Here is a 14,790-nt window from a genome sequence, read left to right as displayed (position 1 = left end):
ATGGTGCGCTCTGCGCGGCACAAGCCATTGCGAAATAAGGGGAAAATGGTGGATGCGACAGGGATTGAACCTGTGACCCCCTCGGTGTGAACGAGGTGCTCTCCCGCTGAGCTACGCATCCGCCGTGTGGAGGGGTCCGAAACGGACCGATCCGCGAGAGGAGGGGGCCTATAGCCCGGTGTTCGGCGCGGGGCAAGAGGCCAAAAGCGTCATGCAGGCGTTCGGCACGTCCAAAAAGCTGTGGACGACCAGATCGCCGCCCAGCGTCTCGACCGGATCCTCGGTGTAGCCGAAGGAAACCAGCACGCTGGGCACTCCGGCGTTCCTTGCGCCGAGGGCGTCGTTGATGCTGTCGCCGACCATCACCGCGCGGGCGATCTCGCCGCCAGCAGCGGCCACCGCCGCGGCGACGTGGCGGCCGTCGGGCTTGGCGGCTGGGGCGCTGTCGGCGCCGACCACCGCGTCGAAGAAGGGCGTCAGGGCCGTGGCGTCCAGCAGGGCGACCGACAAGTGAGTGAGCTTGTTGGTGCAGACGACCAGCCGCGCGCCGGCGGCCTTCAGGTCGGCCAGGGTCTCGACCACGCCGGGGAAGGGCGCGCTCTCGTCGGCGATGCGGGTCAGATAGAGGTCGATGAAGCGCTGGACGAGCGGAGGCGCGTGCTCGGCGTCCAGCGGCGCGCCGGCGGCGGCGAAACCGCGCTCCAAAAGGGCTCGCGCGCCCCGGCCCACCATCAGCCGCACCTCGTCGAAGGGCAGGGCGGGCAGGGATTCCTCGGCCAGGATGGCGTTCAGCGAGCCGACAAGGTCGGGCGCGGTGTCGACCAGCGTGCCGTCCAGGTCGAAGGCGATGGTCGCCCCGTTCAGGTCATGAAGCGCGTGCATGGGTCTGGCCTTTCGGCCAATTGCACGGCTAATGCAACTTTGGTTCGCCTCTAGGGAGTCGCGAGAGCCATGACCGTCCCCGTCTCGAAGCCTGTGCGACCGCGCGCCGCCGTGATCCTGGCGGCCGGCCAGGGCACGCGGATGAAGTCGCCGACGCCCAAGGTGCTGCACAAGCTGGCGGGGCGGACCCTGCTGGACCACGCCATCGATGCGGCGGAGGGGCTGGGCTGCGAGCGGATCATCGTCGTGGTCGGCGCGCACAGTCCGCAGGTCGGCGAAGCCGCTCGCAAGCGCTTGGGCCCCAACGCCACCGTGATCCAGGACCCGCCGCTGGGCACCGGCCACGCGGTGCTGGCGGCCAAGGACGCCCTGGCGGACTTCAACGGCGACGTCGTCGTCACCTATGCCGACTGCCCGCTGACCACCGCCGGCGTGATCGCGCCGCTGTTCGACCTGATCACCCAGGGCGCCCACGTCGCGGTGCTGGGCTTCGAGGCTCACAATCCCACTGGCTATGGCCGCCTGATCCTGGCGCCCGGCCACGTGCTGCTGCGCATCGTCGAGGAAAAGGAGGCCGACCTCGCCACCAAGCAGGTCAAGCACTGCAACTCCGGCGTCCTGGCCGCTGATCGTTCGGTGCTGTTCGAGCTGCTGGCCAACGTCCGCAACGACAACGCCAAGGGCGAGTACTACCTGACCGACGTCGTCGGCCTGGCGCATGACCGCAAGCTGGTCACCCGCGCGGCCTTCGCGCCCGAAGCCTCGGTGCAGGGCGTCAATTCCCAGGCCGAACTCGCCGCCGCCGAGGCCGTCTGGCAGAAGGCCCGCCGCAACGCCCTGATGGTCGAGGGCGTCACCATGCCCGCACCCGAGACGGTCCACCTGTCGTGGGACACCAAGATCGCCGGCGGGGCGGTGGTCGAGCAGTTCGTGGTCTTCGGCCCCGGCGTCGGCGTCGAGAGCGGCGCCGTGATCAAGGCCTTCAGCCACCTGGAAGGCGCGCATGTCGGCCAGGGCGCCCTGATCGGCCCCTACGCTCGCCTGCGCCCTGGCGCCGAGATCGGCCCCGAGGCCCACATCGGCAACTTCGTCGAGGTCAAGAAGGTCAAGATCGGCAAGGGCGCCAAGGCTAATCACCTCTCCTATCTGGGCGACGGCTCGGTGGGCGAGAAGGCCAACATCGGCGCTGGCACCATCTTCTGTAACTACGACGGCTTCGAGAAGTTCGAGACCCACGTCGGCAAGGGCGCCTTCATCGGGTCCAACAGCGCCCTGGTCGCGCCCGTGCGGGTGGGCGACGGGGCCATGACCGGCTCGGGCTCGGTGATCACCAAGGACGTCGAGGACGGGGCGCTGGCCCTGGCGCGTCCGGAACAGACGATCAAGGCGGGGTGGGCGACCAAGTTCCGCGCCCTGAAGCAAGCCAAGAAGGACGCGAAGACGAAATGAGCAGCGCCGACGATCAGAAGCGCGCCTCGGGCGAGGCCGCCGCGCAACTCGTTGAGAACGGCATGGTGGTGGGCCTGGGCACGGGCTCGACCGCGGCGTGGTTCGTCAAGGCGCTGGCCGCCCGCAAGCTGGCGGACATCAAGGGCGTTCCGACCTCGGACGCCACCGCCGCCCTGGCGCGCGAGTTGGGCATCCCGCTGGTCGCTCTCGATGACGTCAAGACCATCGACCTGACCGTGGACGGCGCCGACGAGATCGGGCCGGGCCTTAGCTTGATCAAGGGCGGGGGCGCGGCCCTGCTGCGCGAGAAGCTGGTCTGGGAAGCCTCGACCCGCTGCGTCGTCATCGCCGACGCCGCCAAGCGCGTGCCGGCCCTGGGCAAGTTCCCGCTGCCGATCGAGGTCGTGCGTTTCGGCCACGTTCACACCGGCCACCGCCTGGCCGACATCGCCGCCGAGTTCGACCTGCCGCCGCCGCGCCTGCGCACGGCCGAGCGGGGCGTCGTCGTCACCGACGGCGGCAACCTGATCTACGACATGGCCTCTGGGCGCATCGACGAGCCGGCCGCCCTGGCCACGGCGCTGAAGAGCGTGACTGGCGTGGTCGACCACGGCCTGTTCCTCGACCTCGCCGACGAGGCGCTGGTCGGTACGGACGAGGGCGTGGTGCGCCTGGTCCCCTGACGTCCTACATACAGCCCCACGCTTTAGGTTCGGAGGCCGGTGATGGCTGACTACGACTACGATCTCTTCGTCATCGGCGCGGGCTCCGGCGGCGTGCGCGCGGCCCGCCTGGCGGCAATGAGCGGCGCCAAGGTCGGCGTGGCCGAGGAGTACCGGGTCGGCGGCACCTGCGTGATCCGCGGCTGCGTGCCCAAGAAGTTCATGGTCTACGCCAGCGAGGTCACCAGCCAGCTGAAGACGGCCAAAGGCTACGGCTGGACCATCGGCGAGGCCAAGTTCGACTGGAAGAAGTTCATCCACGACAAGGACGTCGAGATCGCCCGCCTGTCGGGCATCTATGTCACCAACCTGCAAAAGGCCGGCGCGCACCTGCTGCATGGCCGCGCCCAGATCGTGGACGCCCATACCGTCGAGGTGCTGCCCAAGGACGGCTCGAACGACGCCGGAACCTATACCGCCCGCAGGATCCTGATCGCCACCGGCGGCCGGCCGGTGAAGCCCGACTTCCCCGGCGCCGAGTTCGGCATCACCTCGGATGAGGCCTTCCACCTGCCCAAGCTGCCCAAGAGCATCATGATCGTCGGCGGCGGCTATATCGCGGTCGAGTTCGCCGGCATCTTCGCGGGGCTGGGCGTGGAAACGACGCTGCTCTATCGCGGCGCCAACATCCTGCGGGGCTTCGACGACGACGTGCGCGCCCACCTGGCCGACGAGCTGGGCAAGCGCGGGATCAAGGTCGTGCTGGGTTGCGCGCACACCCGCATCGAGAAGCAGGAAGACGGGACGCTGCTCAGTGTCCTCAACAACGACCTGACCTTCGAGACCGAGGCGGTGATGTTCGCCACCGGCCGCGAGCCTTACGTGAAGGGGCTGGGCCTCGAGAACGCCGGCGTGAAGCTGAACGAGCGCGGCGCCATCGCCGTCGACGCCTATTCCAAGACCAATGTCGACAGCATCTGGGCCGTCGGCGACGTCACCGACCGGATCAACCTGACGCCGGTCGCGATCCGCGAGGGCGCGGCCTTCGCCCAGACCGAGTTCCATAACAACCCGACGACCTTCGATCACGACATGGTCGCCTCGGCGGTGTTCTCGCAGCCGCCAGTCGGCGCGGTCGGCATGACCGAGGCCGAGGCCCGGCACGCGTTCGGCGCGGTCGACATCTATCGCTCGGTGTTCCGCCCCATGAAGATCACCTTCTACGGCGGGCAGGAGCGGTGCCTGATCAAGCTCGTCGTCAAGGCCGACGATCAGAAGGTGGTGGGCGTTCACGTGGTGGGGCCTGACTCCCCCGAGATCATCCAGATGGCCGCGATCGCCGTGAAGATGGGCGTGACCAAGCCGCAATGGGACTCGACCTGCGCCGTGCACCCCACGCTGGCCGAAGAGCTGGTGACGATGCGCGAGAAATACGTGCCGGTCGAAGTCGGCGGGGTGGGATGACTGAGGCGGGCGTCCTGCCGGACGCTGCGGAGCGCCGCACCCGTTGGCTGGGCGGCCTCGCCGTCTTCATGATGGTGATGACGCCGCTGCTGGGCTACTTGGCGCCCAAGCAGTTCGCCGCTCTGCTCAGCCTCGTCGGCCTGCTGGCCGCGCCGGGCCTCTTCCGATCGCGGCCGCCGCTCTTGCCGATGTTCGCCCTGGCGCTGCTGGCGCTGTGGTCGCTGATCAGCCTGAACTGGACGCCGGCCCTGCCGGATCCGGCGAGGCTCAAGAAGTTCGGCGCGGTCGAGAGCTTCACGGCCCTCAAGCTGTTCCTGCAACTGGGGCTCTATGGCGCCGCGGTCGCCATGCTGGGCCAGATGTCGACGCGCTCGACGCGCCTGGCCTCCCGAGTGATGCTGGTCTGCGCCGCGCTGCTGGCGCTGGTCACCTGCCTGGACGGCGTGCTGGGCGCCAAGATCTATCAGGCGATCCGCAAGGCCAGCGGCGATCCCCTGACGGCGGATCTGGCGATGGTGAAGGTGTCGATGGGGACCTATCCGCTGGTCCTCCTGCTGTGGCCCTGCGCGCGCGTGCTGGGCGCCTCGACCCTCAAGGGGCGCAACAGCCTGACGGCGATCCTGTTCGTGCTGGTCCTGGTCGGCGCGCACCTGACGGGCGCGGACGCCCCGGTCGCCGCCCTGCTGCTGGGCGGGCTGGTCTGGCTGGGCGTGCGGTTGATCGGCAAGCCGGTCGTGCGGATTCTGATCCCGCTGGTCTCCGCCGCCTTCATCTTCGCGCCGATGGCGATGCTGTGGGGCGAGAAGTCCGGCCTTGTCGCCTGGCTGCATGAGCTGGTTCCGCCCTCGTGGGATCATCGCCTGAACATCTGGGCCTTCGCCACCGACCGCATCCTGGAGCACCCGATGCGCGGGTGGGGGATCGACGCCAGCCGCACCTTTGGCGCGGCCATCCCGCTGCATACCCACAACGCGCCCCTGCAGATCTGGCTGGAGTTGGGCGCGTTCGGCGCGGCCATGGCGGCCGCCTTCTACGCCTGGATCCTGTATGGCGTCCTGAGCTGGACCGAAACGAACCGGCGCGACGGGGCCATGGCGGCCGGCGCGGCGGTGTCCTATCTGGTGGTCAGCGGTTTCAGCTTCGGGGTCTGGCAGGAGTGGTGGCTGGCCCTCGGCGCTTTAGCCGTCATCGCCTGCGGTGTTGCGCAAAAATCCAGCGCTTCGTCGCGATAGCGCGATAACGAAATTCCTTATCTGGGCGGATCGGCGCGCATCGGTCGCACGATTTTGCCTTTCGGTTCCATTCGCGGTATCTACGCCGCCCCTTGTTGCTGTTGAGCCTGTCATGACCGCCCGCTGGACCCCCGCCGCCTGGAGAGCCAAACCCGCCAAACACATACCCGCCGACTATCCGGACGCGGGCGCGGTGGAGCGGGTCGAGCAGACGCTGCGCCAGATGCCGCCGCTGGTCTTCGCCGGCGAGGCGCGACGCCTGAAGAGCCTGCTGGGCGACGTGGCCGAGGGGCGGGCCTTCCTGCTGCAGGGCGGCGACTGCGCCGAGAGCTTCAAGGAATTTCACGCCGACAACATCCGCGACACCTTCCGCCTGATCCTGCAGATGGCGGTGGTGCTGACCTTCGCCGGCGGCAAGCCGGTGGTGAAGGTGGGGCGCATCGCCGGCCAGTTCGCCAAGCCGCGCTCCGAGCCGACCGAGGTCCAGGGCGACGTCACCCTGCCGTCCTATCGCGGCGACATCATCAACGGCATGGACTTCAACGAGGCCGAGCGGGTGCCCGACCCCGATCGCCTGCTGAAGGCCTATGGCCAGTCGGCGGCGACCCTGAACCTGCTGCGCGCCTTCGCCAGCGGCGGTTACGCCGACCTCTACAACATCCACCGCTGGACCCTGGGCTTCGTCGGCGACAGCCCGCAGGGCGCGCGCTATCGCGAACTGTCCGAGAAGATCTCCGAGGCCCTGACCTTCATGGCGGCCGTCGGCGTCACGCCCGACACCCAGCCCGACCTGCGTCGCGTCGAGTTCTTCACCAGCCACGAGGCCCTGCTGCTGGGCTTCGAGGAAGCCATGACCCGCGTCGATAGCACCTCGGGCGACTGGTACGACACCAGCGCCCACCTGCTGTGGATCGGCGAGCGCACCCGCCAGCTGGACGGAGCCCACGTCGAGTTCATGCGCGGCGTGAAGAACCCGATCGGCCTGAAGTGCGGCCCGACCATGGAAGGCGACGACCTGCTGCGCCTGATCGACGTGCTGAACCCGAACAATGAGCCGGGCCGCCTGACCCTGTACGGCCGCTTTGGCTCGGACAAGATCGCCGACCGCCTGCCGCGCCTGATGCGGGCGACCAAGAGCGCCGGCCGTTCGGTGGTCTGGGCCACCGACCCGATGCACGGCAACACGCTGAAGGCCTCGACGGGCTACAAGACCCGTCCGTTCGACCGCATCCTCTCCGAAGTGAAGAGCTTCGTGGAGATCGCCCAGGCCGAGGGCGTGCACCCCGGCGGCGTCCACCTGGAGATGACCGGCCAGAACGTCACCGAATGCCTGGGCGGCGCCCGCGCGGTTTCGGAGACGGAGCTTGCCGACCGCTATCATACGCACTGCGACCCGCGCCTGAACGGCGAGCAGGCGCTGGAGCTGGCCTTCCTGGTGGCCGAGAAGCTGAAGGCCGCTCGCGACGACCAGCGCCGCCTGGCGGCCGGTTAGAGAACGGCGCTATCTGGCGTCGTCCGTCCCGGGACGATAGCTTCCTCTCGGGAGGAAGCGCATGGATTTGCAGGATGCGGCGCGCCGCGCGCTGATCGGCGGCTTGGCGGCGACGGCGCTGCCCACCGGCGCGGCTCGCGCGCTCCAGCGGCCTGGCGCCGATGACGCCGATCCGCTGCGCTATCTGGACGCCGCCAATCGCCTGACCGTCGAGACCTTCGTCAACGGGCAGGGACCTTTCGCCTTTCTCGTGGACACCGGCTCGACGACATCGGTGATCTCCACCGAACTCGCCGATCAACTGGGCCTGGCGCGTCAGGCGAACGGCCGGCTTCACAGCATCGCCGGAGCCCAGGCCGTGAGCATGGTGCGCGTCTCGAGCCTCTCGGTCGGCAAGCGCGAGCGCCGCGACATGCTCGTCGCCGTCTTGCCGCGCGCCCAGCTGCGCATGGATGGAGTGCTCGGACTGGAGTGGCTGGGCCAGGCCAGCCTGCTGCTCGACTTCGGACGACGGCGCATGGTCGTGGGCGAGGCCTTGCCGATCCCGGACGAACAGACGGTGATCGTGAAGTCCAAGCTCCTGCGCAGCGGCCTGATCCTCGTCGACGCCTCGATCCCGAGCCACCGGGTCATCGCCTTCATTGATAGCGGCTCGACGACGACCGCCGGCAACATCGCCCTGCTAGAGGCCGCGCGCCGCGCAAACGGGCTGGTGGGCGGCGTGGGACCGTCCGATCTGGTCAGCGTGACCGGTCAGGTCCTCCAGGGGCGTTCGGCCGTGCTCTCGCGCCTCAAGCTCGGACCCATGACGCTGCGCAGCCTGCCTATCGTGATCGGGCCGATCCACACCTTCGAATATTGGGGGCTGCAGGACCGTCCGGCCCTCGTGATCGGCGTCGACGTGCTTCGAAACTTCGACAAGGTCGCGTTGGATCTGAAGCGAAACGAGGTTCGGTTCCGGATCGGCCGATGACGGCAAACCCAGAACGGCGTTCGGTTTGCGATGCGGCGAACGGCCGCTTGACCGCTCGCGCGGCGCTCTCCAATGGTTGTTTGAAGGGAGAGCCGAATGCGTTTGCGCCAGAAGATCCGTCGTGAGGTCAAGTTCCTGAAGGGGTTGGTCCGGACACTCAAGCGCGTGAACTCCATCGCTCCCGATAGCGCCAATCTGATCTGCGACGACATCGAGGCGGCCGTCGACAAGTGGAGCGATCGCCCGGCCATCACCTTCGAAGGCAAGACGATCAGCTACGCCGAGCTGGACGCCATGGCCAACCGCTACGCCCACTGGGCCAAGGGGCAGGGGCTGACGCGCGGGCAGACGGTCGCGCTCTTCATGCCCAACCGCCTGGAATATTTCGCGGTCTGGTACGGCCTGACCAAGGTCGGGGTCGCCACGGCCCTGATCAACAACCAGCTGACCGGCGCGGCCCTGGCTCACTGCCTGAACATCTCGCAGGCGCTGCATTGCATCGTCGATCCCGAGACCTCGCCCTGCTTTGAGGACGTGAAGGGCCGCCTGGAGCGCCATATGCAGCAATGGGTGCTGGGGCCGGTCCATGGCGAGCAGCGCGATCTGGTCAAGGCGCTGAAGAGCTGCAGCCAGCTGCGGCCAGACCGGGTCACCGCGCGCGAAGGCATCACCGCCCGGGACACCGCGCTTTACATCTTCACCAGCGGCACCACCGGCATGCCCAAGGCCGCGCGCATCACGCACATGCGCGCCCAGCTCTATATGCGCGGCTTCGCCGGCTCGACCGGGGCCAAGGAGAGCGATCGCATCTATGTGACCTTGCCGCTCTATCACGCCACCGGCGGTCTCTGCGCTCTAGGCGCGGCCTTCCTGAACGGCGGCTCGATCGTTCTGCGCAAGAAGTTCTCGACCAGCCATTTCTGGCCCGAGGTGGTCGCCGAGAACTGCACGATGTTCGTCTATATCGGCGAACTGTGCCGCTATCTGGCGAACCAGCCCGAGCATGAACAGGAACGCGCCCACAAGATTCGCCTGATCTTCGGCAATGGCCTGCGGCCCGACGTCTGGGACGAGATGCTGGACCGCTTCAAGGTCGGCGAGGTGCTGGAGTTCTACGGCGCGACCGAGGGCAATGTCTCGCTGTTCAACTTCGACGGTCGACGCGGCGCGATCGGGCGGGTGCCAGGCTACCTGCGCAGCAAGTTCAACATTCGCGTCGTCAAGTTCGATGTCGAGACCGAGACGCCCGTGCGCGGCCCCGACGGCTGCTGCATCGAGTGCGCGCCCGGCGAGGTCGGCGAGTGCATCGGCCATATCGCCAATGACGCCCGCTCGAACTTTGTCGGCTACGCCGACAAGGCCGCCACCGAGAAGAAGGTGCTGCGCGACGTCTTCCAGAAGGGCGACTCCTGGTTCCGCACCGGCGACCTGATGCGGGTGGACAGCGACGGCTACATCTATTTCGTCGACCGCATCGGCGACACCTTCCGCTGGAAGGGCGAGAACGTCGCCACCAGCGAGGTGGCGGAGCGCCTGGCCGCCGTCGAGCATGTGCTCGAGGTCAATGTCTATGGCGTCCCGGTCGGCGACCTGGACGGCAAGGCCGGCATGGCCGCCCTGGTCACCGATCCGCAATTCGACCTAGTGGCCTTCGCCCAGCATGTCGACGAGCACCTGCCCAGCTACGCCCGGCCGATCTTCCTGCGGCTGCAGCAGGCGATCGAGACGACCGGGACCTTCAAGTATCGCAAGGTCGACCTGGTCGGCGACGGCTTCGACCCGACACGGACCAAGGACCCGCTGTACTTCCGCGATCCGAACAAGGGTTATGTGAAGATCACCAAGGCGGTCTTCACCAAGCTCCAGGCGGGCGGCTACAAGCTGTAGGCCAACGCGTCACCGCTCAGCCCGCCTTCCTGTCTGCCGTTACGTCATGTTGCGGTGCGATTGAATCGCGCTGGCGTCATGGCTATATGGCGGGAGCTGATCGTTGGGCCTTGTGTGTGGCGGCCCTAAATATCTCATTCCAGTCAAAGGGATAGGCTTCTCCGCCATGCTGCTCACCATGCTGAAGGCCAAGCTGCACCGCGCCACGGTGACCCAGGCCGACCTCGATTACGAAGGCTCGATCGCCATCGATCGCGATCTGCTGGACGCCTCGGGCATCTTGCCGAACGAGCAGGTCGACGTGCTGAACATCACCAACGGCGCGCGTTTCACCACCTACGCTATCGAGGCCCCCCGCGGCTCCAAGGTCATCGGCGTCAACGGCGCGGCCGCGCGCCTGGTGCAGAAGAACGACCTCGTCATCGTCGTGACCTACTGCCAGATGCCGGCCGAAGAGGCGCGCAACTACGCCCCGACCGTCGTGCTGCTGGACGAAGGCAACCTGATCAAGAAGGCGGCCTGACGCATGGCCCGCCGCCTCGTCCTGGTCGTTCTCGCCGCCGCCGGTCTGTCGGCCTGTTCTCCGAAGCTGCCGGCTGATGTCGACGAAGCCGTCCTGACCAAGGCGATCGGCAAGTCCATTGGCTCGCCTTCGACCTGCGTGATCGTGGCCGATGACAAGGGGCGCACCGTGTGGCGCGGCGGCGGCTATATCACCTGCTCGCGCAACCTGCCGACCTGCCAGGGCGGCGAGACGACGACCGCGGCCGACGTGCTGAAGGCGGGGCTGGGCAAGCCGGCCCGCTTCACCAGCTGCCCGACCACCGGCGCCAACACCGTCGGCTGGGCCGTGGGCCCGGTGCCGACCGGCGAGGGCAAGCCGTCGCGCAACCTGACCTATGTCGCGGTGATGGAAGGCGAACGCGCCTTGCCGGGCCTTGAGATCAAGGAACGGGTCGAGCACGACTTCAAGAAGGCTGGGTTCTAGAAATCCAAAAGCTCGTGTCATCCCGGGTGGCGAAGCCGACCCGGGTCCCAGGGGCGAGTGGCGCTGCGGTGGCCCCTGGGTCCCGGATAGCGCTACGCGCTTCCGGGATGACACGGGATGGAAAGCCTACTTCGCCGCCTCATAGACCGCGCTGACATCCACCCGCACCTTCAGCTCGCCGGCCGAGATGCTGGTCGCGTCCGACATCTCGCGCTTGGCCATGGCGAACACCGGCATCGGCGGGGAGGGGGGTGTGTAGCCGCCGCCCTCGCTGAGGTTGACCAACCGCACGGCCTTGTAGCCGGTAGCGCGGCCATAGAGTTCAGCCTTGGCCTGCAGGGCCTTCACCGCCTCCAGCCGCGCGGCGTCCTCGGCCGCTTGCGGGTTCGTCAGGCCAAAGCTGATGCCGTTGACCGTGTTGGCGCCGGCGCCCACCGCCGCATCGACCGTCGCGCCCAGCTTAGCCAGGTCGCGCACGGTGATCGTCACCTGGTTCGAGGCCTGGTAGCCGGTCAGCTTCGGCGGCTGGTTCTGCTCATAGGCGTACTGGGCGTTCAGGTTCAGGTTCGAGGTCTGGATGTCGCGCTCGGCGATCCCGGCCTTCTTCAGCGCCGCCAGGGCCTGGTTCATCCGCGCGCCGTTGGCCGTCAGGGCCTCGCCGGCGGTCGGCGCTTCCGTCTGCACGCCCAGGGTGATGGTGGCCATGTCGGGCGCCACGCGGGTCTCGCCATAGGCCGACAGGTTGAAGGTGGTGGCCTTGAAGGCCGTGTCGGCGCTCGTCTGGGCCAGGGCCGGCGCGGCCGCGCCCATCAGGAGGGCGCCGCCCATCAGGGCGGGGGCGACGAAGGCGGCCATCGGTTTGGCGAGACGGCGGGCGGTGTGGGTCATCATTTTTCTCCAGATCTGTCCGGCGCAGGCGAAGCGTGGCCGGACAGCTATGGTTCCCTGATGACAGCTCGAACCTGAACCGGACCTTTAAGCCGCGTTCGGCCCGTGCTAATCCGCCCGCTCGCGTGCGCTTCGAAGCGACTCCGCGCGGGCCTGTAGCTCAATGGTTAGAGCCGACCGCTCATAACGGTCTGGTTGGGGGTTCGAGTCCCTCCGGGCCTACCACCGCCTCTGATCGCTCACATCACCGGATGGCGGTCCGGAATCTTCGTCCGAACTGGTGTGCATCCGCCCCTGGGCGCAAGCTTTCCGCTTGCGCCTGGCGCAATTGCGGAACAAAAGCGCAGTTCTCGTGTGGTGCAAAAATTAACATGCGTCAGAAGCGGACGCATTGGGTGAGCGGGCTGATCGACTCTCGTTCAGGACGCGTGCAGAGTGAGCCCGTTAGAGGCGGAGGTTGTCGTGTTCGCGGTGACGCGGTTCTGCGTGCAGGCCTTCGGACGACGGAGCGGAACGCTGACGCCGACCGAAGTGCGGGAGTGCTATTTCGAGGAGGACGCGCGACGCGAGATGGAGGTCCTGGCCCGGCGCTCGTCGGGCGTGGCGCTGTATCGCGTGCGCGGCGAGCCGCTCTCGGGGCTCTGGGAAAATCCCAAGCTGATCGCGCGCCAGGGCGAGATCCTGGCGCTGGATTAGAACGGAATTTAGCCTGTCTTTTTAAGGGTTTGGCCGATCTCGACCAGCTGGATTCGCTGGACGGGCTGCAGCTGGTCCCAGATCGACCAGATCGCCTCGGAGGCTTCCGGGTCGCGCATGATCAGGTCGGCCGGCTCGCAGCGATAGATGGTCGCCAGGGCCTCGAGCAGGTCCTGGGAATAGCCGGTCTCGCCGCGCTCGACCCGTGAGAGTTGGGCGACGGAGTAGGGGTAGCCGACCTCCAGGTCCAGGCGCTCGACGGCCTGTTCCAACTTCATGCCGCGGTGCTTGCGCCAGGCGCGGATGAAGGTCTTGCCGCGCCGCTGCGCCTTGGCCTGCCGATCGGTCGTCATGCAAATTCCAACGGGAGCGAAAGGGGAATATCCACGCATTAAACACAAAATTTGCTTGCTATGCAAATTTGTATTTGGTACAAATTGGATATTCCGGAAGTTGCGCCCTTGGCTACGCGAGCCGGGCCGGATTTCCGCCCAATCCCCTCCACCGGCCCACGGCCGCAGGAAACTCCAGATGATTCCGATCCTCGCGACCGGTTCGCCCGGTCATGCGCCCGCGCGCGCCTCGCTCCACGCCCCCCATACGGCCTATGTCGCCCGGCGCACCGAGGCGGACCGGCGACGACCCCGGGCGGTGCTGACCGCCTGGCTGATGGGCGACCCGCGCCCCGACCGTTTCGCCCTCTCCGACGCCATCCGCGCCCGGCTATGCGGCGCCCTGCCGGACGAGCCCGCCGTTCCCGCCAAGGTCCTGGCGGTGCTGGAGGCGCTGTCCGACGGCGCCCTGACCCTGGCTGACCTGGCCGACGAGATGGCGGTCAGCCTCTCGGCGGGCGGCGACCGGGCGCAGGCGGCGCGCGGGCTGGGTCTCGTCGAGCGGCTGGGCGGACGGCCCTGCCGCGTCCGCCTGACCACCGCCGGCCGCGCCGCCCTGGAGGCGGCGGGCGGGTGACCGGCCTCCAGGACGAGGTAGCCGAGGGCGCGATCGATCAGGCCGTCCGCGCCTAGGGTCCGCGCAAGCCGATGCTGTGCGCCATCATCCGCGCCGCCGGCCGGATGCTGGCCGAGAGCGAAGGCCACGACTTCGTCGCCCAGGTCTGCGCCGGCGAGGCTCGCCGCCACGCCCTGGCCCAGAACCGTCGCGGCGTCCGTTTCGGGCGCTGACCCATCTTCGAGCACAAGGGGATTGATCATTTCCGCCCAAGTCCTCCGCCCGGAAGGGCTCACCTCGGCCGAACTTCGCGACCTGGCCCGCGCCGATCGCGCGGCCGCGCTGGCCCTCAGTCCCGCCGCCCGCCAAGCCGCGCGCGAGACCATGCAGCGGATCGTCGGCGCGCAAGCCGCCAGGCGCGGCGAGGCGGACGTCGCCGCCGGCCTGGTCGAGACCTTCGCCCTGGCTCGGGCGCGGGGAGAGCGCGTCGAGACCTCGGCCGGCAAGCTGAGGGTCTCCAGCCGCGACGGTCTGCGCAGCCTGCGCGAGGCCGGTCACATCGACGAGGCGCAGTACGCCGTCGGCCTGTTGTATCGCCAGGGCTTCGAGGCGCGCGGCCGGGATCTGCGCGCCGCCAGCCTTGAGCCCGGCCGGGGCGGGGGCCATGACAATGATCGCTTCGTGGCGGCTCGGCTGCGCCGCGCCCGCAGCCTCGATTTCGTGATCCGCGCCGACCGCGCCGTCGCCATGAGCCTGGCCGACAAGCCCATGGCCTTGCGCCTGCTGCGCGCCGTCGCCGGGGAGGGCGCCAGCCTGTCCTCGTTCGGCGCCGGTCGCGCCTTCGTCCTTCACCGGCAAGTGTTCGTCCAAGCGCTGGCGCTGGTCGTGAGCCTCTCCAAGCAGATCGCCCGCGATCGCAAAGATAAGAACAATTCGTGAACAAATAGATTGACGGCCGGGCAGGTAAAAGGTCTAATCCAGTCAGTCTCGGAGATGCGCCTTCAGACGGCGCTCTGATCTTCCGAAGACTTTCGGGACCTTCCCAAACCTTCCCAGTCTTTGTCCTCTTCACGCGTCGCGTGAGCAGGCTCCGCGCGGTCGCCTTTCGTGGAAGGCGGCCACACGTCTTCGCCCGTTTCGGGAGCCAAGCCCCATGATCCTGATCCGCCCTGTCGGAAGCCGCGCGGCTTCCGGCTTGTCTCCGCGCGCCTTTGTTCAGGCAAGCCGCC

At 68.0% G+C, this 14,790-nt stretch carries 16 protein-coding genes and 2 tRNA genes; 14 read left to right on the top strand and 4 right to left on the bottom strand.

Features of this window, described 5'->3' with window-relative positions; genetic code table 11:
• Positions 1-46: 46 nt before the first annotated feature.
• Positions 47-121, bottom strand: a tRNA-Val gene (locus tag Q0379_RS22240).
• Positions 122-168: 47 nt separating this feature from the next.
• Positions 169-882 carry an HAD-IA family hydrolase gene (locus tag Q0379_RS22235; RefSeq protein WP_299016864.1) on the bottom strand — a complete coding sequence of 238 codons (714 nt, stop codon included), beginning with the start codon at positions 880-882 and terminating at the stop codon, positions 169-171.
• A gap of 69 nt (positions 883-951) precedes the next feature.
• On the opposite strand from Q0379_RS22235, the gene glmU reads away from it, so the two are divergent.
• The 9 genes from glmU (at position 952) to Q0379_RS22190 (ending at position 11,029) form a co-directional block, all read left to right on the top strand.
• Positions 952-2,331 (top strand): bifunctional UDP-N-acetylglucosamine diphosphorylase/glucosamine-1-phosphate N-acetyltransferase GlmU, encoded by a 1,380-nt coding sequence (glmU, locus tag Q0379_RS22230; RefSeq protein ID WP_299016862.1) that lies wholly within the window; start codon positions 952-954, stop codon positions 2,329-2,331.
• Positions 2,328-3,014: a ribose-5-phosphate isomerase RpiA gene (gene rpiA / locus Q0379_RS22225; RefSeq protein WP_299016860.1), complete on the top strand. Its 687-nt coding sequence runs from the start codon at positions 2,328-2,330 to the stop codon at positions 3,012-3,014. Before glmU ends, rpiA begins: the two co-directional genes overlap by 4 nt.
• Before the next feature lie 42 nt (positions 3,015-3,056).
• Positions 3,057-4,457, top strand: coding sequence for a glutathione-disulfide reductase (gene gor, locus Q0379_RS22220; RefSeq protein ID WP_299016858.1), 1,401 nt, complete (start codon positions 3,057-3,059; stop codon positions 4,455-4,457).
• A complete protein-coding gene (locus Q0379_RS22215; RefSeq protein ID WP_299016856.1) occupies positions 4,454-5,689 on the top strand; it encodes an O-antigen ligase family protein in 1,236 nt (411 codons plus the stop codon). The genes gor and Q0379_RS22215 overlap by 4 nt, the downstream gene beginning before the upstream one ends.
• A 112-nt stretch (positions 5,690-5,801) precedes the next feature.
• Complete coding sequence (locus Q0379_RS22210) at positions 5,802-7,181, top strand: class II 3-deoxy-7-phosphoheptulonate synthase (RefSeq protein ID WP_299016853.1); 1,380 nt, start codon at positions 5,802-5,804, stop codon at positions 7,179-7,181.
• Between the two features lie 61 nt (positions 7,182-7,242).
• Complete coding sequence (locus Q0379_RS22205; RefSeq protein WP_299016851.1) at positions 7,243-8,154, top strand: aspartyl protease family protein; 912 nt, start codon at positions 7,243-7,245, stop codon at positions 8,152-8,154.
• 96 nt (positions 8,155-8,250) lie between these two features.
• Positions 8,251-10,041, top strand: coding sequence for a long-chain-acyl-CoA synthetase (locus Q0379_RS22200; RefSeq protein ID WP_299016849.1), 1,791 nt, complete (start codon positions 8,251-8,253; stop codon positions 10,039-10,041).
• Positions 10,042-10,207: 166 nt separating this feature from the next.
• A complete protein-coding gene (gene panD, locus Q0379_RS22195) occupies positions 10,208-10,564 on the top strand; it encodes an aspartate 1-decarboxylase (RefSeq protein ID WP_010920154.1) in 357 nt (118 codons plus the stop codon).
• A gap of 3 nt (positions 10,565-10,567) precedes the next feature.
• Positions 10,568-11,029, top strand: coding sequence for a hypothetical protein (locus tag Q0379_RS22190; protein WP_299016838.1), 462 nt, complete (start codon positions 10,568-10,570; stop codon positions 11,027-11,029).
• A 126-nt stretch (positions 11,030-11,155) separates the two neighbouring features.
• Here the strand turns inward: Q0379_RS22190 and Q0379_RS22185 are convergent, their stop codons facing one another.
• A complete protein-coding gene (locus Q0379_RS22185) occupies positions 11,156-11,917 on the bottom strand; it encodes an SIMPL domain-containing protein (protein ID WP_299016836.1) in 762 nt (253 codons plus the stop codon).
• A 149-nt stretch (positions 11,918-12,066) separates the two neighbouring features.
• Between Q0379_RS22185 and Q0379_RS22180 the strand changes: the two genes are divergently transcribed.
• Positions 12,067-12,142 (top strand) — tRNA-Ile (locus tag Q0379_RS22180).
• A 237-nt stretch (positions 12,143-12,379) separates the two neighbouring features.
• Positions 12,380-12,613: a hypothetical protein gene (locus tag Q0379_RS22175; RefSeq protein ID WP_299016834.1), complete on the top strand. Its 234-nt coding sequence runs from the start codon at positions 12,380-12,382 to the stop codon at positions 12,611-12,613.
• An 8-nt stretch (positions 12,614-12,621) separates the two neighbouring features.
• On the opposite strand, the gene Q0379_RS22170 is transcribed toward Q0379_RS22175, so the two are convergent.
• A complete protein-coding gene (locus Q0379_RS22170; RefSeq protein ID WP_299016832.1) occupies positions 12,622-12,966 on the bottom strand; it encodes a helix-turn-helix transcriptional regulator in 345 nt (114 codons plus the stop codon).
• A 178-nt stretch (positions 12,967-13,144) separates the two neighbouring features.
• Between Q0379_RS22170 and Q0379_RS22165 the strand changes: the two genes are divergently transcribed.
• The 3 genes from Q0379_RS22165 (at position 13,145) to Q0379_RS22155 (ending at position 14,500) form a co-directional block, all read left to right on the top strand.
• Positions 13,145-13,582: a hypothetical protein gene (locus tag Q0379_RS22165; RefSeq protein WP_299016831.1), complete on the top strand. Its 438-nt coding sequence runs from the start codon at positions 13,145-13,147 to the stop codon at positions 13,580-13,582.
• Positions 13,583-13,653: 71 nt separating this feature from the next.
• Positions 13,654-13,794 (top strand): hypothetical protein, encoded by a 141-nt coding sequence (locus Q0379_RS22160; protein WP_299016829.1) that lies wholly within the window; start codon positions 13,654-13,656, stop codon positions 13,792-13,794.
• 22 nt (positions 13,795-13,816) lie between these two features.
• On the top strand, positions 13,817-14,500 hold the full coding sequence (locus tag Q0379_RS22155) for a hypothetical protein (RefSeq protein WP_299016828.1): 684 nt from the start codon (positions 13,817-13,819) through the stop codon (positions 14,498-14,500).
• Positions 14,501-14,790: the final 290 nt, after the last annotated feature.

The sequence above is a fragment of the uncultured Caulobacter sp. genome (assembly GCF_937900395.1).
In the GTDB taxonomy this organism is placed as follows: Bacteria; Pseudomonadota; Alphaproteobacteria; order Caulobacterales; family Caulobacteraceae; genus Caulobacter.
The sequence above is the reverse complement of the archived record's forward strand: the minus strand, read 5'-3'. Positions and strand labels throughout refer to the sequence as shown.